At 59.2% G+C, this 17,276-nt stretch carries 17 protein-coding genes; 14 read left to right on the top strand and 3 right to left on the bottom strand.

The annotated features are described in order from the left end of the window. Positions 1 to 3 precede the first annotated feature (3 nt). On the top strand, positions 4 to 1,596 hold the full coding sequence (locus tag FO014_RS15875) for an ATP-binding protein (RefSeq protein WP_160030226.1): 1,593 nt from the start codon (positions 4 to 6) through the stop codon (positions 1,594 to 1,596). Between the two features lie 21 nt (positions 1,597 to 1,617). Beyond that, complete coding sequence (locus FO014_RS15870) at positions 1,618 to 2,304, top strand: response regulator (RefSeq protein ID WP_105232258.1); 687 nt, start codon at positions 1,618 to 1,620, stop codon at positions 2,302 to 2,304. Between the two features lie 96 nt (positions 2,305 to 2,400). On the opposite strand, the gene FO014_RS15865 is transcribed toward FO014_RS15870, so the two are convergent. Further along, positions 2,401 to 2,670, bottom strand: coding sequence for a hypothetical protein (locus FO014_RS15865; RefSeq protein ID WP_160030225.1), 270 nt, complete (start codon positions 2,668 to 2,670; stop codon positions 2,401 to 2,403). Positions 2,671 to 2,776: 106 nt separating this feature from the next. On the opposite strand from FO014_RS15865, the gene proV reads away from it, so the two are divergent. The 3 genes from proV to proX all read left to right on the top strand — a co-directional run bounded on the left by proV (position 2,777) and on the right by proX (position 6,270). Next, positions 2,777 to 3,979 (top strand): glycine betaine/L-proline ABC transporter ATP-binding protein ProV, encoded by a 1,203-nt coding sequence (gene proV, locus FO014_RS15860; RefSeq protein ID WP_105232260.1) that lies wholly within the window; start codon positions 2,777 to 2,779, stop codon positions 3,977 to 3,979. Continuing rightward, positions 3,972 to 5,198, top strand: a complete 1,227-nt coding sequence (proW, locus tag FO014_RS15855; protein WP_160030224.1) for a glycine betaine/L-proline ABC transporter permease ProW — start codon at positions 3,972 to 3,974, stop codon at positions 5,196 to 5,198. The genes proV and proW overlap by 8 nt, the downstream gene beginning before the upstream one ends. 67 nt (positions 5,199 to 5,265) lie before the next feature. Beyond that, a complete protein-coding gene (proX, locus tag FO014_RS15850; protein WP_160030223.1) occupies positions 5,266 to 6,270 on the top strand; it encodes a glycine betaine/L-proline ABC transporter substrate-binding protein ProX in 1,005 nt (334 codons plus the stop codon). A 41-nt stretch (positions 6,271 to 6,311) separates the two neighbouring features. On the opposite strand, the gene FO014_RS15845 is transcribed toward proX, so the two are convergent. After that, a complete protein-coding gene (locus tag FO014_RS15845) occupies positions 6,312 to 7,193 on the bottom strand; it encodes a LysR family transcriptional regulator (protein ID WP_105232263.1) in 882 nt (293 codons plus the stop codon). 104 nt (positions 7,194 to 7,297) lie between these two features. Here FO014_RS15845 and FO014_RS15840 point away from each other — a divergent pair, with 104 nt between their 5' ends. The 7 genes from FO014_RS15840 (at position 7,298) to emrB (ending at position 14,684) form a co-directional block, all read left to right on the top strand. After that, entirely contained in the window at positions 7,298 to 8,500 is a 1,203-nt protein-coding gene (locus FO014_RS15840; RefSeq protein ID WP_160030222.1) for an MFS transporter, read from the top strand. Between the two features lie 114 nt (positions 8,501 to 8,614). Next, entirely contained in the window at positions 8,615 to 9,361 is a 747-nt protein-coding gene (locus tag FO014_RS15835) for an AzlC family ABC transporter permease (RefSeq protein ID WP_160030221.1), read from the top strand. Then, a complete protein-coding gene (gene ygaH, locus FO014_RS15830) occupies positions 9,351 to 9,692 on the top strand; it encodes an L-valine transporter subunit YgaH (protein WP_160030220.1) in 342 nt (113 codons plus the stop codon). Before FO014_RS15835 ends, ygaH begins: the two co-directional genes overlap by 11 nt. Positions 9,693 to 9,864: 172 nt before the next feature. Beyond that, positions 9,865 to 10,383 carry a transcriptional repressor MprA gene (gene mprA / locus FO014_RS15825; RefSeq protein WP_160031426.1) on the top strand — a complete coding sequence of 173 codons (519 nt, stop codon included), beginning with the start codon at positions 9,865 to 9,867 and terminating at the stop codon, positions 10,381 to 10,383. Positions 10,384 to 10,413: 30 nt separating this feature from the next. Continuing rightward, positions 10,414 to 11,865 (top strand): efflux transporter outer membrane subunit, encoded by a 1,452-nt coding sequence (locus tag FO014_RS15820; protein ID WP_160030219.1) that lies wholly within the window; start codon positions 10,414 to 10,416, stop codon positions 11,863 to 11,865. Between the two features lie 87 nt (positions 11,866 to 11,952). Further along, positions 11,953 to 13,125, top strand: a complete 1,173-nt coding sequence (gene emrA / locus FO014_RS15815; RefSeq protein ID WP_160030218.1) for a multidrug efflux MFS transporter periplasmic adaptor subunit EmrA — start codon at positions 11,953 to 11,955, stop codon at positions 13,123 to 13,125. A gap of 59 nt (positions 13,126 to 13,184) precedes the next feature. Next, on the top strand, positions 13,185 to 14,684 hold the full coding sequence (emrB, locus tag FO014_RS15810; protein WP_246168138.1) for a multidrug efflux MFS transporter permease subunit EmrB: 1,500 nt from the start codon (positions 13,185 to 13,187) through the stop codon (positions 14,682 to 14,684). A gap of 57 nt (positions 14,685 to 14,741) precedes the next feature. Here the strand turns inward: emrB and FO014_RS15805 are convergent, their stop codons facing one another. Then, positions 14,742 to 15,794, bottom strand: a complete 1,053-nt coding sequence (locus tag FO014_RS15805) for a tRNA/rRNA methyltransferase (RefSeq protein ID WP_105232271.1) — start codon at positions 15,792 to 15,794, stop codon at positions 14,742 to 14,744. A gap of 204 nt (positions 15,795 to 15,998) precedes the next feature. Here FO014_RS15805 and trxC point away from each other — a divergent pair, with 204 nt between their 5' ends. Both trxC and FO014_RS15795 read left to right on the top strand, forming a co-directional pair. Next, a complete protein-coding gene (gene trxC / locus FO014_RS15800; protein WP_111736575.1) occupies positions 15,999 to 16,418 on the top strand; it encodes a thioredoxin TrxC in 420 nt (139 codons plus the stop codon). Positions 16,419 to 16,537: 119 nt separating this feature from the next. Further along, entirely contained in the window at positions 16,538 to 17,233 is a 696-nt protein-coding gene (locus tag FO014_RS15795; protein ID WP_160030216.1) for a tRNA-uridine aminocarboxypropyltransferase, read from the top strand. Positions 17,234 to 17,276 lie beyond the last annotated feature (43 nt).

The following is a 17,276-nucleotide window of genomic DNA, read 5'->3' as shown; positions in this document are numbered from 1 at the left end:
GACATGCGTAGAAAACTCTCATTTCAAATCAAACTGTTTCTGTGTCTGGTCGCGTTCTCCTGCCTGTTGCTGACGCTGATCGGCGCCTATACCTATTATCAGCTGGACGCCCAACTGCACCGCGATTTGGGCGCGCGGGCGCAGGTGCAGGCCCGGGAAATTGCCCTGATTCCCTCTTTGGCGCAGGCGGTGCAACAACAGGACGCACATGCCATTGCCGCCCTGCTGAAAAAAATCCGCGCCAGCAGCGACGCCAGTTATATTGTGATCGGCGATCGTCATGCTCGCCACCTTTATCATTCCGAATATCCCGGCCGCTACGGCACGGCGATGGTCGGCGGCGATAATAAAGAGGTGCTGGAAGGTAAGAGCATTATTTCCATTCGCAAAGGCGGCATCGGAATATCGTTACGCAGTAAAGCACCGATCGTCGACGAAAATAATCAGGTGATCGGCATTGTTTCGGTCGGCTATCTTAAATCGCATATCGATAATTTAAATGCGCGTACCCTGACGCAGATTATCGGCTCGATTATTCTGCTGCTGATCGCACTGTTTATTTTCTCCTGGCTGCTGTCAAAAAACCTCAAACGCCAAATGTTCTGGCTGGAGCCGCAGGATATCGCCCTGCTGGTGCGTCAACAAAAGGCGCTGCTGGAAGCCATTTATGAAGGGGTGATCGCCATCGATCCCCAGCAGAAGATCATCACCATCAACCACGCCGCGCGCGAACTGCTGGATCTGCGCCAGCCGGCCAGCAGTCTGATGGGGCGAGATATCGCCGAGGTGATCCAGGCGCAGCCGGACTTTTTCAGCCCGGCGCAGCTCGCCCAGGATTGTCACGACGAGGTCTGCCGCTTCAACCACGTCCGGGTGATCGCCAACCGGGTGCGCATCATGCAGGAAGATCGCCTGCAGGGCTGGGTGATCAGCTTCCGCGATAAAAACGACATCAATACGCTGAGCAGCCAGCTCAGCCAGGTGAAACGCTACGCCGACAGCCTGCGCATTATGCGCCACGAACAACTCAACTGGACTGCCACCCTCGCCGGGCTGCTGCATATGCAGCGCTATGACGAAGCCATACGCTACGTGGAGGCGCAGTCGGAAGGCGCGCAGGAGATCCTCGACTTTATTTCGCAGCGTTTCAGTTCGGCGGCGCTGTGCGGCCTGCTGCTGGGCAAATACGCCAGCGCGCGGGAAAAAGGCGTGGAACTGCGTTTTGACCCCGCCTGTCAGCTGCGCCAGATACCGGCCGCGCTGAATGAAACCGAACTGATGTCGATTATCGGCAACCTGCTGGATAACGCGGTGGAAGCAACCCTGCATTGCGCTGCGCCGCACGACGCGGTAGAACTCTATATTAATGATAATGGCAATGAGTTGGTGATTGAGGTCGCCGACCACGGCGGCGGCATCGCGGCGGAGATACGCGAGACGCTGTTTGAACAGGGCGTTTCCACCAAACGGCACGGCGATCACGGCATCGGCCTGCACTTGGTCGCCAGCCATGTCGCCCAGGCGCACGGCAGTATAGAAGTGTCGGACAATGAGCCGCACGGCGCCATTTTTTCCCTGTTTATCCCCAAGAATTGATAAAAAACGGGCACCCGAAGCATGCAACCTGAAGCACTGGACGTTTTGATCGTCGAAGATGAACCGCAGTTGGCAACACTGCATGCAGAGTTTATCGAGAAGAATTTTAATCTGCGCGTCGTCGCCTATGCCGCGACCCTGAGCGAAGCGCGAGCCAAAGTCAGCGCACAACGGCCGCGGTTAATCCTGCTGGACAATTTCCTGCCGGACGGGCAAGGCATCGAGCTGATGGAAGAGCCTGCGGTCAAAAATCCCGGCTGTTCGGTAATCTTCATCACCGCCGCCAGCGATATGCACACCTGCAGCCAGGCCATTCGTAACGGCGCCTTTGATTACATCATCAAACCGCTGTCGTACAAACGGCTGCGCAACTCGCTGGAACGTTTTATGCAGTTTGTGCAGACCCAGCGTACGTTTAAAGTGATCGATCAGAGCAACGTCGACGCCCTGTATAACCTGCAGTCCAAGCAGTTTTCCACTGAGCCGAGCGCCAAGGGCATCGAGCCCAATACCCTGGAGCTGGTGCAGGCGCTGTTTATCCGCCGGCCGGATTACGCCCATGCGGTGGAGGATATTGTCGAGCAGGCCGGCATCAGCAAAACCACCGCGCGCCGCTACCTGGAATACTGCGTCAGTACGCAGTTCGTCCGGGTCGAAATGGTGTACGGCAATATCGGCCATCCCAGACGTTTGTACCGTAAGGCGTAACGTGACATCAGACTGTCACAGTCGCCGGTTACACTGCCCCGGCGATATCCCCTCGATGTCGACGTCTGTTGTTGAATACTGATGAATTTCACCCGGCTATCCGCCGGGTTTTTTATTATTTCCGCCACGCTGAAATTTACCCATTGCGCCGTCATCCAGGACGATAAAATATTCCTCCCGCAGGCAAGGTTTATCCTGAAAAATATCATCCGACATTTCAGCCGCAGGCAACGGATATTTATCAATAAATCCGTATTGTTCAGTGGAATATTTTGCGATCTTTGCCAATGATTTTAAATCACCGGCAATTTTACCATAGCCAAGATAACGCCTGATGTAAACCGCCGCCCGACGTACTGATAACATTGAGACTTGTCTCAAATGCTCACTGTGTTAGGGTATGAAGCACTATTATTTTCGTATTAGGAAGTTTTTTATCGTTTGAAATAAACCAGAGGAAACAGCACATTGCATGTCAATTAAAATAGAAGTTAAGAATCTATATAAAATATTCGGTGAACATCCGGATCGCGCATTTAAGCTGATAGACAAAGGGTTCAGCAAAGACCAGTTGTTTGAAAAAACCGGACTTTCACTTGGCGTGAAAAATGCCAATCTGGCCATTGAAGAAGGCGAAATCTTCGTCATCATGGGGCTTTCCGGCTCCGGGAAGTCAACCCTGGTACGCCTTCTCAATCGTCTGATCACCCCCACCCGCGGCGAAGTACGCATCGACGGCGAAGATATTGCGAAAATATCGGAATCTGCGCTGCGTACGGTACGCAGAAATAAAATCAGCATGGTATTCCAGTCATTTGCGCTGATGCCGCACCTGAATGTAGTAAATAATACGGCGTTCGGCATGGAACTGGCCGGCATTCCGCTGCAGGAACGGCAGCAAAAAGCGCTGGAGGCGCTGCGTCAGGTCGGGCTGGAAAATTATGCCCACTCTTACCCGGATGAATTATCCGGCGGTATGCGCCAGCGCGTCGGCCTGGCCCGCGCCATGGCGAATAACCCGGATATATTACTGATGGATGAAGCCTTCTCGGCGCTCGATCCGTTAATCCGCACCGAGATGCAGGATGAGCTGGTGAAACTGCAGGCCAAACATCAGCGCACCATCGTATTTATCTCTCACGATCTGGATGAAGCTATGCGCATTGGCGATCGCATCGCCATTATGCAGGGCGGTGAAGTGATTCAGGTCGGCACGCCGGATGAAATCCTCAACAACCCGGCCAACGACTATGTCCGCACTTTCTTCCGCGGCGTCGATATCAGCCACGTTTTCAGCGCGAAGGATATCGCCCAGCGCCGCCCGGTCACCCTGATCCGCAAAGCGCCCGGTTTCGGCCCGCGTTCGGCGCTGCGTCTGCTGCGTGACGAAGACCGAGGCTATGGCTATGTGCTCGACCGCGGGCAGAAATTTGTCGGCGTGGTGTCGATCGACTCGCTGGAAAAAGCGCTGGAGGCCAACCTGAGCCTTGATGACGCACTGCTGGAAGCCCCGGCGCCGGTTGCTGCCGATATGCCGCTCAGCGAACTGATTTCGCTGGTAGCGCAGGCGCCCTGCGCCGTACCGGTTATCGACGACGAGCACACCTATATCGGAATCATCTCCAAAGCCATGCTGCTGCAGGCTTTAGATAAAGAGGGCCCAGCGAATGAGTGATGACAAAAACCAAGATCCGTGGGCAAGCGCCTCTGAACAACCTGACGCCCCGGCGCAAAACACGCCGGCGCAGGATGCCCCGACACAGGGCGCTCCGGCACAGGACGCCCCCGCAGGCGGCGGCAGCGATCCCTGGTCAACCGGCGGTTCCGCCGGCGATGCGCCCGCACAGGCGCCGGCCGGGAGTGGCGCGGACGCCTGGTCCAGCAGCCCGCCGCCTGCCGCGCATGATGCCGGACAGCAGGCTGCCCAGGGCGGCGCAGACTGGCTGAACAGCGCGCCGGCCCAGCCGGAGCACTTCAACCTGCTCGATCCGTTCCACAAAGCCTGGGTGCCGTTTGACTCCTGGGTCACGCAGGGCATCGACTGGCTGGTGCTGCATTTCCGCCCGCTGTTTCAGGGCATTCGCGTGCCGGTTGATTTTATCCTCAGCGGCTTTCAACAGCTGCTGTTGGGGATGCCGGCGCCAATCGCCATTATCGTGTTCTCGCTGATCGCCTGGCAGCTGTCCGGCCTCGGCATGGGCGCCGCCACGCTGGTGTCGCTGATCGCCATCGGCGCAATCGGCGCCTGGTCACAGGCGATGGTGACGCTGGCGTTGGTGCTGACGGCGCTGTTCTTCTGTATCGTCATCGGCCTGCCGCTCGGCATCTGGCTGGCGCGCAGCAAACACGCCGCCAAAATCATCCGGCCGCTGCTCGACGCCATGCAGACCACCCCGGCGTTTGTCTATCTGGTGCCGATCGTCATGCTGTTCGGTATCGGCAACGTGCCGGGCGTGGTGGTGACCATTATCTTCGCCCTGCCGCCGATCGTGCGCCTGACGATCCTCGGGATCAAACAGGTGCCGGAAGATCTGATCGAAGCGGCTGAATCCTTCGGTTCCAGCCCGCGCCAGCTGCTGTTCAAGGTGCAGCTGCCGCTGGCAATGCCGACCATTATGGCCGGGGTTAACCAGACGCTGATGCTGGCGCTGTCGATGGTGGTGATCGCCTCGATGATCGCCGTCGGCGGTCTGGGACAGATGGTGCTGCGCGGCATCGGCCGGCTCGACATGGGCCTGGCCGCCGTCGGGGGCGTCGGCATCGTGATTCTGGCCATTATCCTTGACCGTCTCACCCAGTCGCTGGGGCGTGACAGCCGCAGCAAAGGCGCCCATCGCTGGTACGTCCACGGTCCCATCGGCCTGCTCGCCCGGCCATTTATGAAAAAAGCCTGAGAGGTTTTCCCGCCGGCAGCGTTCCGGCGGGTCACAACGCCACAACATCAAACACAGAGGAAAGACTATGCGCACTACAGGAATCTGGGCTGTCGCCCTTACCACACTGATTGGCTCACAGGTTGCTTCCGCTGCTGATTTGCCAGGAAAAGGTATCTCGGTACAACCGGTGCAGAGCACCATTTCGGAAGAGACCTTCCAGACCCTGCTGGTCAGCAAGGCGCTGGAAAAACTGGGCTACGACGTTAAACCACCGCGTGAAGTCGACTACAACGTCGCCTATACCTCAATCGCCTCCGGCGACGCCACCTTCCTCGCCGTCAACTGGGATCCGCTGCACGCCGACCAGTACAAGGCCGCCGGCGGTGATGCCAAGTTCTACCGCGAAGGGGTATACGTCAACGGCGCCGCACAGGGCTACCTGATCGACAAGAAAACCGCAGACAAATATCACATCACCAACGTGGAACAGTTGAAAGATCCGAAAATCGCCAAGCTGTTCGACACCAATGGCGACGGCAAGGCCGATATGACCGGCTGTACGCCGGGCTGGGGCTGTGAAGCGGTGATTAACCACCATCTGGGCGCCTACGGGCTGGAAAAGACCGTCACGCACAATCAGGGCAACTACGCGGCAATGATCGCCGACACCATCACCCGCTTCAAGGAAGGCAAACCGATCCTGTACTACACCTGGACGCCATACTGGGTGAGCGACGTACTGGTACCGGGGCGCGATGTGGTCTGGCTGCAGGTGCCGTTCTCATCCCTGCCGGGCGAGCAGAAGAACGTCGACACCAAGCTGCCTAACGGCGCCAACTATGGCTTCCCGGTCAATACCATGCGTATTGCCGCCAACAAACAGTGGGCAGAGAAGAACCCGGCAGCCGCCAAGCTGTTCGCCACCATGAAACTGCCTATCGCCGATATCAACGCCCAGAACCTGCGTATGCATGAAGGCCAGGCGTCTGAATCCGATATCGAAAACCACGTTAACGGTTGGATCAAGGCCCATCAGGCAACCTTTGACGGCTGGGTGAAAACCGCCGAAGAAGCCGCGGCGAAGAAGTAATCCCTCCCTCTACGGCCCTCTCTCTGCGGGAGGGCCGATTCTCACTCTCCCGCCGGCCCCAGGCCGCTAAACTGTAAAAAGCGCTCCGCCGCCCTGGACAGCGGCTGATGCCAGGCGCAATACACCTGTCTGCGCGGGCCATCCTTGATCGGCACCGCCACCAGTCCGCTCAGACGCAGGGCGGTGGAAACCGGCACGATGCCGGTCGCCAGGCCGCTGCGCACCAGATTCTCCAGCCATTCAATATGGTCGATTTCAAAGCTGACGTGCCGCCTGACGCCGGCGGCCTGAAAGGCGCGGTCGGTCTGCCGCCGGGCGCCGGTGCCGCTATAAAAATCCACCAGCGGAACTTCCGCCAGCGCCGGCAGCGTCACCTGACGACAGCCGGCCAGCGCATGGCGAGGCGACACCAGCGCCACCAGCGGCTCATCGGTCAGCAGACGGTGAGAGGCCGGCAGCATATCCTTGTCCCCCGGCCAGATGCCGACAAACGCCACGTCGGTCTGCTGCTGACGAACGTTTTCCAGCAGCAGCTCGCTGATCCCCACGTACAGGCGAATATTGACCGCCGGATGATGGCGATGAAAGGCGGCCAGCTTTTCCGTCAGATCTATCGCATTCAGCGTTGAGATGGTGCCAATGGTCAGCGTGCCGGACAGCGTGCCGCTGGCCGACACCACTTCATCCACCAGCGTCTGACGAGCCGACAGCAGCCGCTGTGCCGGCAGGATAAACGCGCGTCCGGCCGAGGTCAGCGACACCCGGCGCGAGGTGCGTTCAAACAGCACGCAGCCCAGTTCCTCCTCCAGTTTGGCAATCTGGTGGCTAAGGGCTGACTGGACGGTATGGCAACGCTGAGCGGCGCGGGTAAAACTCTGCTCCTCCGCCACCGCCAGCGCATAGCGGATCTGTTTCAGGTTCATGGCATCTATCGTGAAATGAGATAAATAAAATGAAAATTATACATTGGATTTGTCGCCTTTCCTGCCCGATACTCTGCGCACTTTTTCCAGTTATCTGAAATCCGATGAAAACCACAACAGAACACCCGGGACTCAGTCCGGCGCTGACCGCGCTGATCGCCATGGCGACCGGCCTGGCCGTCGCCAGCAACTATTACGCCCAGCCGCTGCTGGACACCATTGCCCAGCAGTTTAACCTGTCGGTTAATCAGGCCGGCTTTATCGTCACCGCCGCCCAGTTGGGCTATGCCGTCGGGCTGCTGTTTCTGGTGCCGCTCGGCGATATGTTCGAACGGCGCGGCCTGATCGTGTTTATGACACTGCTGGCCGCCGGCGGCATGTTGATCACCGCCACCTCCGGCACGCTGGCGGTGATGATCCTCGGCACCGCGCTCACCGGGCTGTTTTCCGTGGTGGCGCAAATTCTGGTGCCGCTGGCGGCGACGCTGGCGCATCCGGAAAAACGCGGCAAAACCGTCGGCATTATTATGAGCGGCCTGCTGCTCGGCATTCTGCTGGCGCGCACCGTCGCCGGGGCGCTGGCCTCCGTCGGCGGCTGGCGCACCATTTACTGGGTGGCCAGCGCGCTGATGGTCGTCATGGCGCTGATCCTGTGGCGCGCGCTGCCGCGTTATAAGCAGCACAGCGGGCTGAATTACCCGCAGCTGCTGAAATCGATCTTCGTACTGTTCGGCACCACGCCGCTGCTGCGCACCCGCGCCCTGCTCGGCGCGCTCTCCTTCGCCAATTTCAGCGTGCTGTGGACCTCGATGGCGTTTCTGCTGGCCGCCCCGCCGTTCGGCTATTCCGAAGGGGTCATCGGTCTGTTCGGCCTGGTCGGCGCCGCCGGCGCGCTTGCTGCTTCCCACGCCGGCCAGCAGACGGATAAAGGCCGGGCCGGATTCACCACCAGCGCCGGGCTGATCCTGCTGCTGTTATCCTGGATACCCATCGCTTTAGCTAAACAATCACTCTGGGCACTATTAATCGGCATCATCATTCTGGACCTGGCGGTGCAGGCGGTACACGTCACCAACCAGAGCGTGATTTACCGCGTGATGCCCGACGCGCGCAACCGTCTGACCGCCGGTTATATGACCAGCTACTTTATCGGCGGCGCGCTGGGCTCGCTGCTGTCGGCCTCTGCCTACCAACATGCGGGCTGGTACGGTGTCGCCGCCGCCGGCATTACGCTGTGCATCATCAGCCTGTTAATCTGGTGGCGCGGCCAGCGGCACGACCCGCAGTGGCGGTCAAAATCTGATTAGCAAGAAAACAATAACCAGTGAAATTTATTAGCGGCACAGGGTATAAACATTACTCACTCTCTGGTAATGTTCTGGAGATAAACTATTGGTCTCCTATTCTGTGCCGCCGACAACATGCAAAGCCAAGCTTCCGAGAACCTGACGCCTTCTGCCGTACGTTCTACCTTCGCCCATGGCATTCTTGACAGCCTGCCGATCGTTATCGGCTACCTGCCGGTGGCGTTCGCCTTTGGCCTCAGCGCCGTCAAACTGGGGTTCTCGCCGCTGGAAAGCCTGTTTTTCTCCTGCATCATCTATGCCGGCGCCAGCCAGTTTGTGATCACCGCGCTGCTCAGCGCCGGCATGTCGCTGTGGGTGTCCGCGCTGACGGTGATGGCGATGGATATCCGCCATATTCTCTACGGACCGGCGCTGCGCCACCGCATTAATGCCCGCCTGTCGAAAGGGAAAACCGCCCTGTGGGCGTTCGGCCTGACCGACGAAGTCTTCGCCGCCGCCAGCGCCAAACTGATCCGTGACCGCCGCAGCTGGAGCGAGAACTGGATGCTCGGCATTGCCCTCAGTTCATGGCTCTCCTGGGTAGCCGGCACGGCGTTAGGCGCCCTGTTCGGCAACGGCCCGCTGGAGCAGTTCCCGGTTATCGAAGCCTCACTCTCCTTTATGCTGCCCGCCCTGTTCCTCAGCTTCCTGCTGGCCGCTTTCACCCGCCCGCAAAGCCTGATCATCGCCGCCTCGCTGGCCGGCGCGCTGCTGGGGCTGCTGTGTTTTTCTATTCCGGTGGCCATTCTGGCTGGCATCGGCGCAGGCTGCCTGGCGGCGCTGTTATCCCCAACGCCTGCGGAGAACGTCGATGAATGCTGATGTGTTGCTTATCGGTCTGGTGGTGGGCGGCGCGAATTACCTGTTCCGTTACCTGCCCTTGCGGTTCGCCCCGTCACGTCAACGGTCGGGCATGCCGCGCGGCAAAATCGCCCTGCTGCTCGACAGTATCGGCATCGCTTCCATCTGCGCGCTGCTGGTGGTTTCCAGCACGCCGGAGGTGATGCGCGACCACGCCAGGCTGCTGCCGACGCTAACCGGTTTTGCCGCACTGGCGCTGTGCTTCTACCGCACAAAAAGCATTATTTACGCTACGCTGATAGGCGCGCTGGCGTTTGGCGTTACTTTAAAAATACTTATTATTTTAGGTTGAGAGAGTGGCCATGACGTGCGCCCCCTCACATAACCATGCGCAATGTGGCGATTAATGACGCAATCACGGCAAATAAATGACACAAATTGTTAAATTATTCACCATGCTGAAGATTTACATTATTAATCACTATCGTTACTATACCAAACGTAATTAATGAGGCCCCTAAATGATGGAAAACTCGTTTACTCCCATAGAACACATGTTGAATTTCCGCGCTAAACGTCAGAAGGATTTTCCCTATCAGGAAATTCTGCTGACGCGGCTGTGCATGCATATGCAGAGCAAGCTGCTGGAAAATCGCAACAAAATGCTGAAAGCCCAAGGGATAAACGAAACATTGTTTATGGCGCTGATTACGCTGGATGCGCAGGAAAACCACAGCATTCAGCCTTCGGAGCTCAGCTCCGCACTCGGCTCTTCACGCACCAATGCGACACGCATCGCCGATGAGCTGGAAAAACGCGGATGGATTGAACGTAAGGAAAGCGACAACGACCGCCGCTGTCTGCATCTGCATTTGACGCCAAAAGGCACCGAATTTCTGGCGCAACTGCTGCCGCCGCAGCACAAATGTCTGCATTTCCTTTGGTCCACACTCAATGATGACGAGCAACGCCAGCTGGAGCAGCTGACGCGTAAACTGCTGGCACGTCTGGATCAAATGGAAGTCTCAGAACAGTTATCCTAATTCTTCATTTCTGTTCAGGTAACCAAATTTATGCGATCCCCATTTAACTGGAGACTCACCCCACTGTTCGCCGTTTTACTACTGGCGGGGTGCGCCTCTACCGATAATATAGCCCCGCAGTCTACCCTGATGGATCCGCAAAACCTGCAGCTGGCACAGCCGAAGGTCAGTTCGCTGGCCATCAGCCCACAGTGGTGGCGCGCTCTCAACGATCCGCAGCTCGATAGCCTGATGACCCAGGCGCTGCAAAACTCGCCGTCGCTGAAGCAGGCCGCCGCACGCGTGCGTGAAGCGCGCAGCGTAATGGGCGAAGCCAGCGCCGCCAACGGCCCGAACCTGGATCTCAACGCCGGCACCACCCGCCAGCGTACCCCGCAGAACGTCAACTCCGGCCTGGGTTATCCCAACAAGCCGATTTACTCCAGTTCCAATTCACTTGGCCTGAACCTGGCCTACGAATTTGACTGGTGGGGCAAATACCGCAACCAGGTAAACGCCGCCAAGGCGCAGGTTGACGCCGCGCGCGCCGAGCAGGAACAGGCGGCGCTGACGCTGACCAGCTCCGTGGCTTCGGCCTACTACCTGCTGCAGAACTATTATGCGCAGGAAAAACTGCTGCAGCAGGAAGTGACGAACAACGACCGCCTGACGCAGCTGCGCCAGCAGCAATATCAGGCCGGGATGACCGGCGTTGACGTACCGCAACAAACCAAAGCACAGTCCGATGCGGCCAAGCAGCAGATTCTGCAGCTGCAGTCGCAAATCGAGCAGTTAAAACACCAGCTGGCAGCCCTAAGCGGCCAGGGCCCGAATGCGATGCAGCATTTGCGTCCGGTGAAACTGCCGGCCGACTCGCTGCTGGCGCCGAAAGGCGAGCTGACCGCCGACCTGCTGGGTAAACGCCCGGACATTGCGGCCCAGCGTCAGCTGGTGGAATCCTATAACCAGCGCGTCGCCGCGGCCCGCAAAGAGTTCTATCCGAGCCTGTCGATTTCCGCCTTCGCCGGTTTGACCACCACCAACGTCAACGGCACCAGCCCGAACCTGTTCGAAGCCGCCAGCCAGGCCTGGAATATCGCCCCGGCGATTTCGCTGCCGATCTTCCACGCCGGCGCGCTGCGCAGCAAGCTGGGCGAAGAGTCCGCCCTTTACGATCAGACGGTAGAATCCTATAACCAGACTATCCTCAATGCGCTGCAGGAAACCGCTGACGCCATTACGGTTCAGCAAAGCACCGCCCAGCAGTTGCAGCAGGCCTCCTCGGCCTCGCAGTCCATGCAGCAAGTTTATCAGGTCGCCAACGCGCGTTACCGGGCAGGGATTATCGGGCGTGACGATCTGTTATCCAGTCAGACGCAGCTGATCCAGCAGCAGCTGACTGAACTCAGCGCCAGCAGCAATATGATGCAGGCGAAGATAGGATTGATTCGTGCACTGGGCGGCGGCTATCAAGCCCCGACGGTCGCGGATAAAAAAGCATAATAACGCTATCCAAAATAATTAAAGCGGTATCACGGCGGCCGGCGTGCGTCGTCGCCTGAACCGGCAAGGAAAAACGTGGAGAAAACCATGAGCACAAATGCGGAGACACAAACCCCGCAGCAACCGACAGGTAAAAAGAAACAGCGTAAATTTTGGCTGCTTCTGCTGACGGTGATTTTTATTGTTATTGGGGTGGCTTATTTAGTGTATTGGTTCCTGGTGCTGCGTCATCATCAGGAAACCGACGATGCCTACGTCGCGGGCAACCAGGTGCAGATCATGTCCCAGGTCGGCGGCAGCGTAACGCGCATCAATTTCGATAATACCGATTACGTCAAACAGGGCGACGTGCTGCTGACGCTCGACCCGACCGACGCCGAGCAGGCGTTCGAGCGGGCGAAAACAGGGCTGGCCAACAGCGTACGTCAGACCCACCAGCTGATTATCAACAGTAAGCAATATCAGGCCAATATCGCCCTGCGCAAATCTGACCTGAGTAAGGCGGAAAACGACCTCAAGCGCCGCGTGGTGCTGGGCAGCGTCGACGCCATCGGCCGTGAAGAGCTGCAACACGCGCGCGACGCCGTCGCCAGCGCCAAAGCCGCGCTGGAAGTGGCCGTGCAACAGTACAACGCCAATCAGGCGATGGTGCTGAATACGCCGCTGGAACAGCAGCCGGCCGTGCAACAGTCCGCCGCGCAGATGCGCGACGCCTGGCTGGCGCTGCAGCGCACCAAAGTGATCAGCCCGATCACCGGCTATGTCTCACGCCGCAGCGTACAGGTCGGCGCGCAGATCGCCGCCGGTTCGCCGCTGATGGCGGTGGTGCCGGCCGACCACGTGTGGGTTGACGCCAACTTTAAAGAAACGCAGATCGCCAATATGCGCATCGGCCAGCCGGCCACCGTAGTCAGCGATGTCTACGGCGACGACGTGGTGTATCACGGCAAAGTGGTCGGTATCGATATGGGCACCGGCAGCGCCTTCTCCCTGCTGCCGGCGCAGAACGCCACCGGCAACTGGATTAAAGTGGTACAGCGCCTGCCGGTACGTATTGAACTGGACGCCAAGCAGATTGCCGATCATCCGCTGCGCATCGGCCTGTCTACGCTGGTGAACGTCGATACCAGCGACCTCAACGGCCGCATGCTGGCCAATGTGGTCAACGACAAGCCGCGCTATCAGAGCGATGCGCTGACGCTGCAACTGGCGCCTGTGAACCAGATGATCGCCGATGTTATTCATGCTAACGCCGGTTAAGCAAGCGGGAGGCTACCTTGGCAGCACAAAAACCGCTTGAGGGGGCCCAGCTTGCCTGGATGACGGTCGCGCTCGCCATGGCGACCTTTATGCAGGTGCTGGACTCCACCATTGCCAACGTTGCGATACCGACCATCGCCGGTAACCTCGGGTCATCCAACTCGCAGGGCACCTGGGTTATCACCTCGTTCGGGGTGGCGAACGCCATCTCCATCCCGATTACCGGCTGGCTGGCGAAGCGCTTCGGCGAAGTGCGGCTGTTCCTGTGGTCCACTGCGCTGTTCGCCATCGCTTCCTGGCTGTGCGGCATCTCCAACAGTCTGGGCATGCTGATCTTTTTCCGCGTGGTCCAGGGGCTGGTGGCCGGCCCGTTGATCCCGCTGTCTCAGAGCCTGTTGCTGAATAACTATCCGCCGGCGAAGCGGGCCATGGCGCTGGCGCTCTGGTCGATGACGGTGATCGTCGCGCCGATTTTCGGCCCGATTCTCGGCGGCTATATCAGCGACAACTATCACTGGGGCTGGATCTTCTTCATCAACATCCCTATCGGGGCGTTTGTGATTTTCGCCGCCCTGGCGACGCTGCGCGGCCGTGAAACCAAAACCGAGATCAAGCCGATAGACACTATCGGATTGATTTTGCTGGTGGTGGGCATCGGTTCGCTGCAGGTGATGCTGGATCAGGGGAAAGAGCTGGACTGGTTCAACTCCACCGAAATCATCACCCTGACGGTGGTGGCGGTGGTGGCGCTGCTGTTCCTGGTGGTCTGGGAGCTGACGGACGATCACCCGGTGGTGGATCTGTCGCTGTTCAAGTCGCGCAACTTTACCATCGGCGTGCTGTGCATCAGCCTGGCCTATATGCTCTACTTCGGCGCTATCGTCCTGTTGCCGCAGCTGTTGCAGGAGGTATACGGCTACACCGCTACCTGGGCCGGGCTGGCTTCAGCGCCGGTCGGCCTGATCCCGGTGCTGCTGTCGCCGATCATCGGCAAATTCGGCCACCGGCTGGATATGCGCCGGCTGGTGACCTTCAGCTTTATTATGTATGCCGTGTGCTTCTACTGGCGCGCCTATACCTTTGAACCGGGTATGGACTTCGGCGCCTCCGCCTGGCCGCAGTTCGTCCAGGGCTTCGCCATCGCCTGCTTCTTTATGCCGCTGACGACGATTACCCTGTCCGGCCTGCCGCCGGAGCGTATGGCGGCGGCGTCGAGCCTGTCGAACTTCGTGCGTACTCTGGCCGGTTCAATCGGCACCTCGATCACCACCACGCTGTGGACGCAGCGCGAATCGCTGCACCATTCGCAGCTGACGGAGTTTGTGAACCCTTACAACCCGCAGTCGCAGGAGATGTACCACCAGCTTGAGCAGTTGGGAATGAGCCAACAGCAGGCTTCGGGGTATATCGCCCAGCAGATTACCGCCCAGGGGCTGATTATCTCGGCCAACGAAATCTTCTGGCTGTCGGCCGGGGTGTTCCTGATTCTGCTGGCGCTGGTGTGGTTCGCCAAACCACCGTTCAGTTCCAGCGGCGGGGGCGGCGACGGCGCCCACTGATCCATCCATAAAAAACGGGCGCCTCAGGCGCCCGTTTCTTTTATCGCAATCTGGCCATTATGCCTGATTCTGACGCCACCAGTCCGCCAGCAGAATACCGGTCGCGACCGAGACGTTCAGGCTCTCCACCTTGCCGGTGCCGCCGATGGAGACGTTCATGTCCCCCTGCTGCCAGGCGCCGTCGCTCAGGCCATCGCGCTCCTGACCCAGCACCAGCACCATTTTGGCCGGCAGTTTGGCCTGCGCCAACGCCACGCCTTTATGGCTGGAGGTGGTCACGATGGTGTAGCCCGCCTGGCGGAAGCTATCCAGCACCGACAGGAAGTCGTCGGCATTGATCGCCTTGATATGCTCCGCGCCGCCTTCTGCGGTACGTACCGCCGCGCCGGACTCCAGCAGCGCCGGATCCTGCAGCAGCACGCCGTTCACGCCGAAGTGGGCGCAGGAGCGCATGATCGCCCCCAGGTTGTGCGGGTTGCCCACCGCTTCCAGCGCCAGCACGCAGTCACTGGCCGGCGCCGTCTTCAGGTAAGTGGTCGCATCCAGCCCCTGGCGCTTTTTGATCAGGAAGCAGACGCCGCCGTGGTGCTCGGTGCCGGACGCTTTTGCCAGCTCTTCATCATCCACCACGTGGTAAGCCTTACGGTTAGCCGCCATCCAGCGCAGCGCCTCGCGAAAACGCGGCGTCACCGACTGCACGAACCAGGCGCGCACAATAGCGTCAGGACGGCTGGCGAACAGCGCCTGACAGGCATTCTCGCCATACACCCGCGTTTCTTCCGCGCGCTGGCGACGCAGCTGTTCCGGGTCGATAAAACTTTTGCCGCTGATGCCGCCGTGGTCGAACGCCGGCTCCGCATCCGGGCCGCGCGATACGGTTTTCCACGGCGAATCATTGCCGCCGCGTCCTTCCGTACGTGCCGGACGACGCCCGCCGCGGTCGCCGCCGCGCGCCTTATTATCCTGAGCGCCGCGACCGGAGCGCGACTTGTCCGCCGGACGGCCTTTGCCGGCCGGGCGTTTGTTGTTACGATCGTCGCCGCCGTCTTCGTCATTGCGGACGTACATCACTTTAACTTTGCCGTTTTTGCCACTAAATGAGTCGTTCATTGTCTTCTCCACCAACGCGCAGGCGCGAAGATTACCTGATGTCGGTCTGCTAAGCCACCAACTTGGACGAATAAGATCCCGGCTATTACATTCATTGAACAAACCTCTTTGTTCGATAACGCGCTTTTGCCGATAATAAACAGCATTAACGAAACATAGCCGCAACGCTTGCGCGCTATGTCAGCTACCGTACCCGAGGTTCCCATGAATACAGTTTGCTCCGCTTGTAACGCCACCAACCGCGTCCCGCAAGACCGTCTGACTGACGGCGCCAAATGCGGCCGCTGCGGCCATGAGTTATTCGATGGCGAGGTGATTAACGCCACCGCAGAGACCCTGGATAAATTACTGCAGGATGACCTGCCGGTAGTGGTCGACTTTTGGGCGCCGTGGTGCGGCCCCTGCCTCAACTTTGCACCGATTTTCGAAGACGTTGCCGAAGAACGGGCCGGCAAGGTGCGCTTCGTCAAGGTCAACACCGAAGCTGAACCTGAACTCAGCGCGCGCTTCCGGATTCGCAGCATCCCGACCATCATGCTGTTCCGCGACGGGAAAATGGTGGATATGCTCAGCGGCGCGATGCCCAAAGCGCCGTTTGACAACTGGCTTGATGAATCAGTGTAACGCAAAACCCGCCGCCGCGCCGTTCGTCACGGACGGCGGCCCCCATCCCACCCTGATGTTTTCTGCGTTACAATAGCGGTTTTTACGCCGGAATAAGCGCCGGCCTGCCCAGGATCGCTATGACCGACAACGCCGTACTTCACCTGCGCCAGCTTCGTCTGGATCGCGCCACCCGTCCTTTTCTGGCACGCGGCTGCCGCGTGGCGCGCTGCCAGGGCTGCCTGCTGCCGCAGAAAAACTGCCTGTGCGATACCATTACTCCTCAGTCCGCCGACAGCCGTTTCTGCCTGATCATGTTCGGCGCCGAACCGCTCAAGCCCAGCAACACCGGCCGGCTGATCGCCGATATTCTGCCGGACACCCAGGCATTTCTCTGGTCGCGCACCGAAGTCGATCCGGCGCTGCTGGCGGCGATTAACGATCCGCACCGTCAGCCGTACGTGGTGTTCCCTGCCTCCTACGCCGATGCCGGGCGGCCGGTCTACAGCCAACTGCCGGCGAGTGGCAAGCCGCCGCTGTTTATCATGCTCGACGGCACCTGGTCGGAAGCGCGCAAAATGTTCCGCAAAAGCCCCTACCTGAATCAGTTCCCGGTATTTTCACTGGACGTCGCCGCAGCGTCCGACTATCAGCTGCGTGAAGCCAGCCGCGCCGAACAGCACTGCACCGCCGAAGTCGCCGCCGCGCTGCTGCAACAGGCGGGTGACGACGCTGCCGCGCTCGGCCTGAGCCAGCACTTCAGCTATTTCCGCCAGCGCTATCTGGCCGGTAAACCTACGCGTCCAGCGGCGTCGATCACAGCAACATCGCCATAAAGCGCCTAAAATCAGGCGACAACGTTGCGGTTAAAGGAGTGAG

Origin of the sequence: Serratia rhizosphaerae, from assembly GCF_009817885.1 — a bacterium.
Lineage (GTDB): Bacteria > Pseudomonadota > Gammaproteobacteria > Enterobacterales > Enterobacteriaceae > Serratia_B > Serratia_B rhizosphaerae.
The sequence above is the reverse complement of the archived record's forward strand: the minus strand, read 5'-3'. Positions and strand labels throughout refer to the sequence as shown.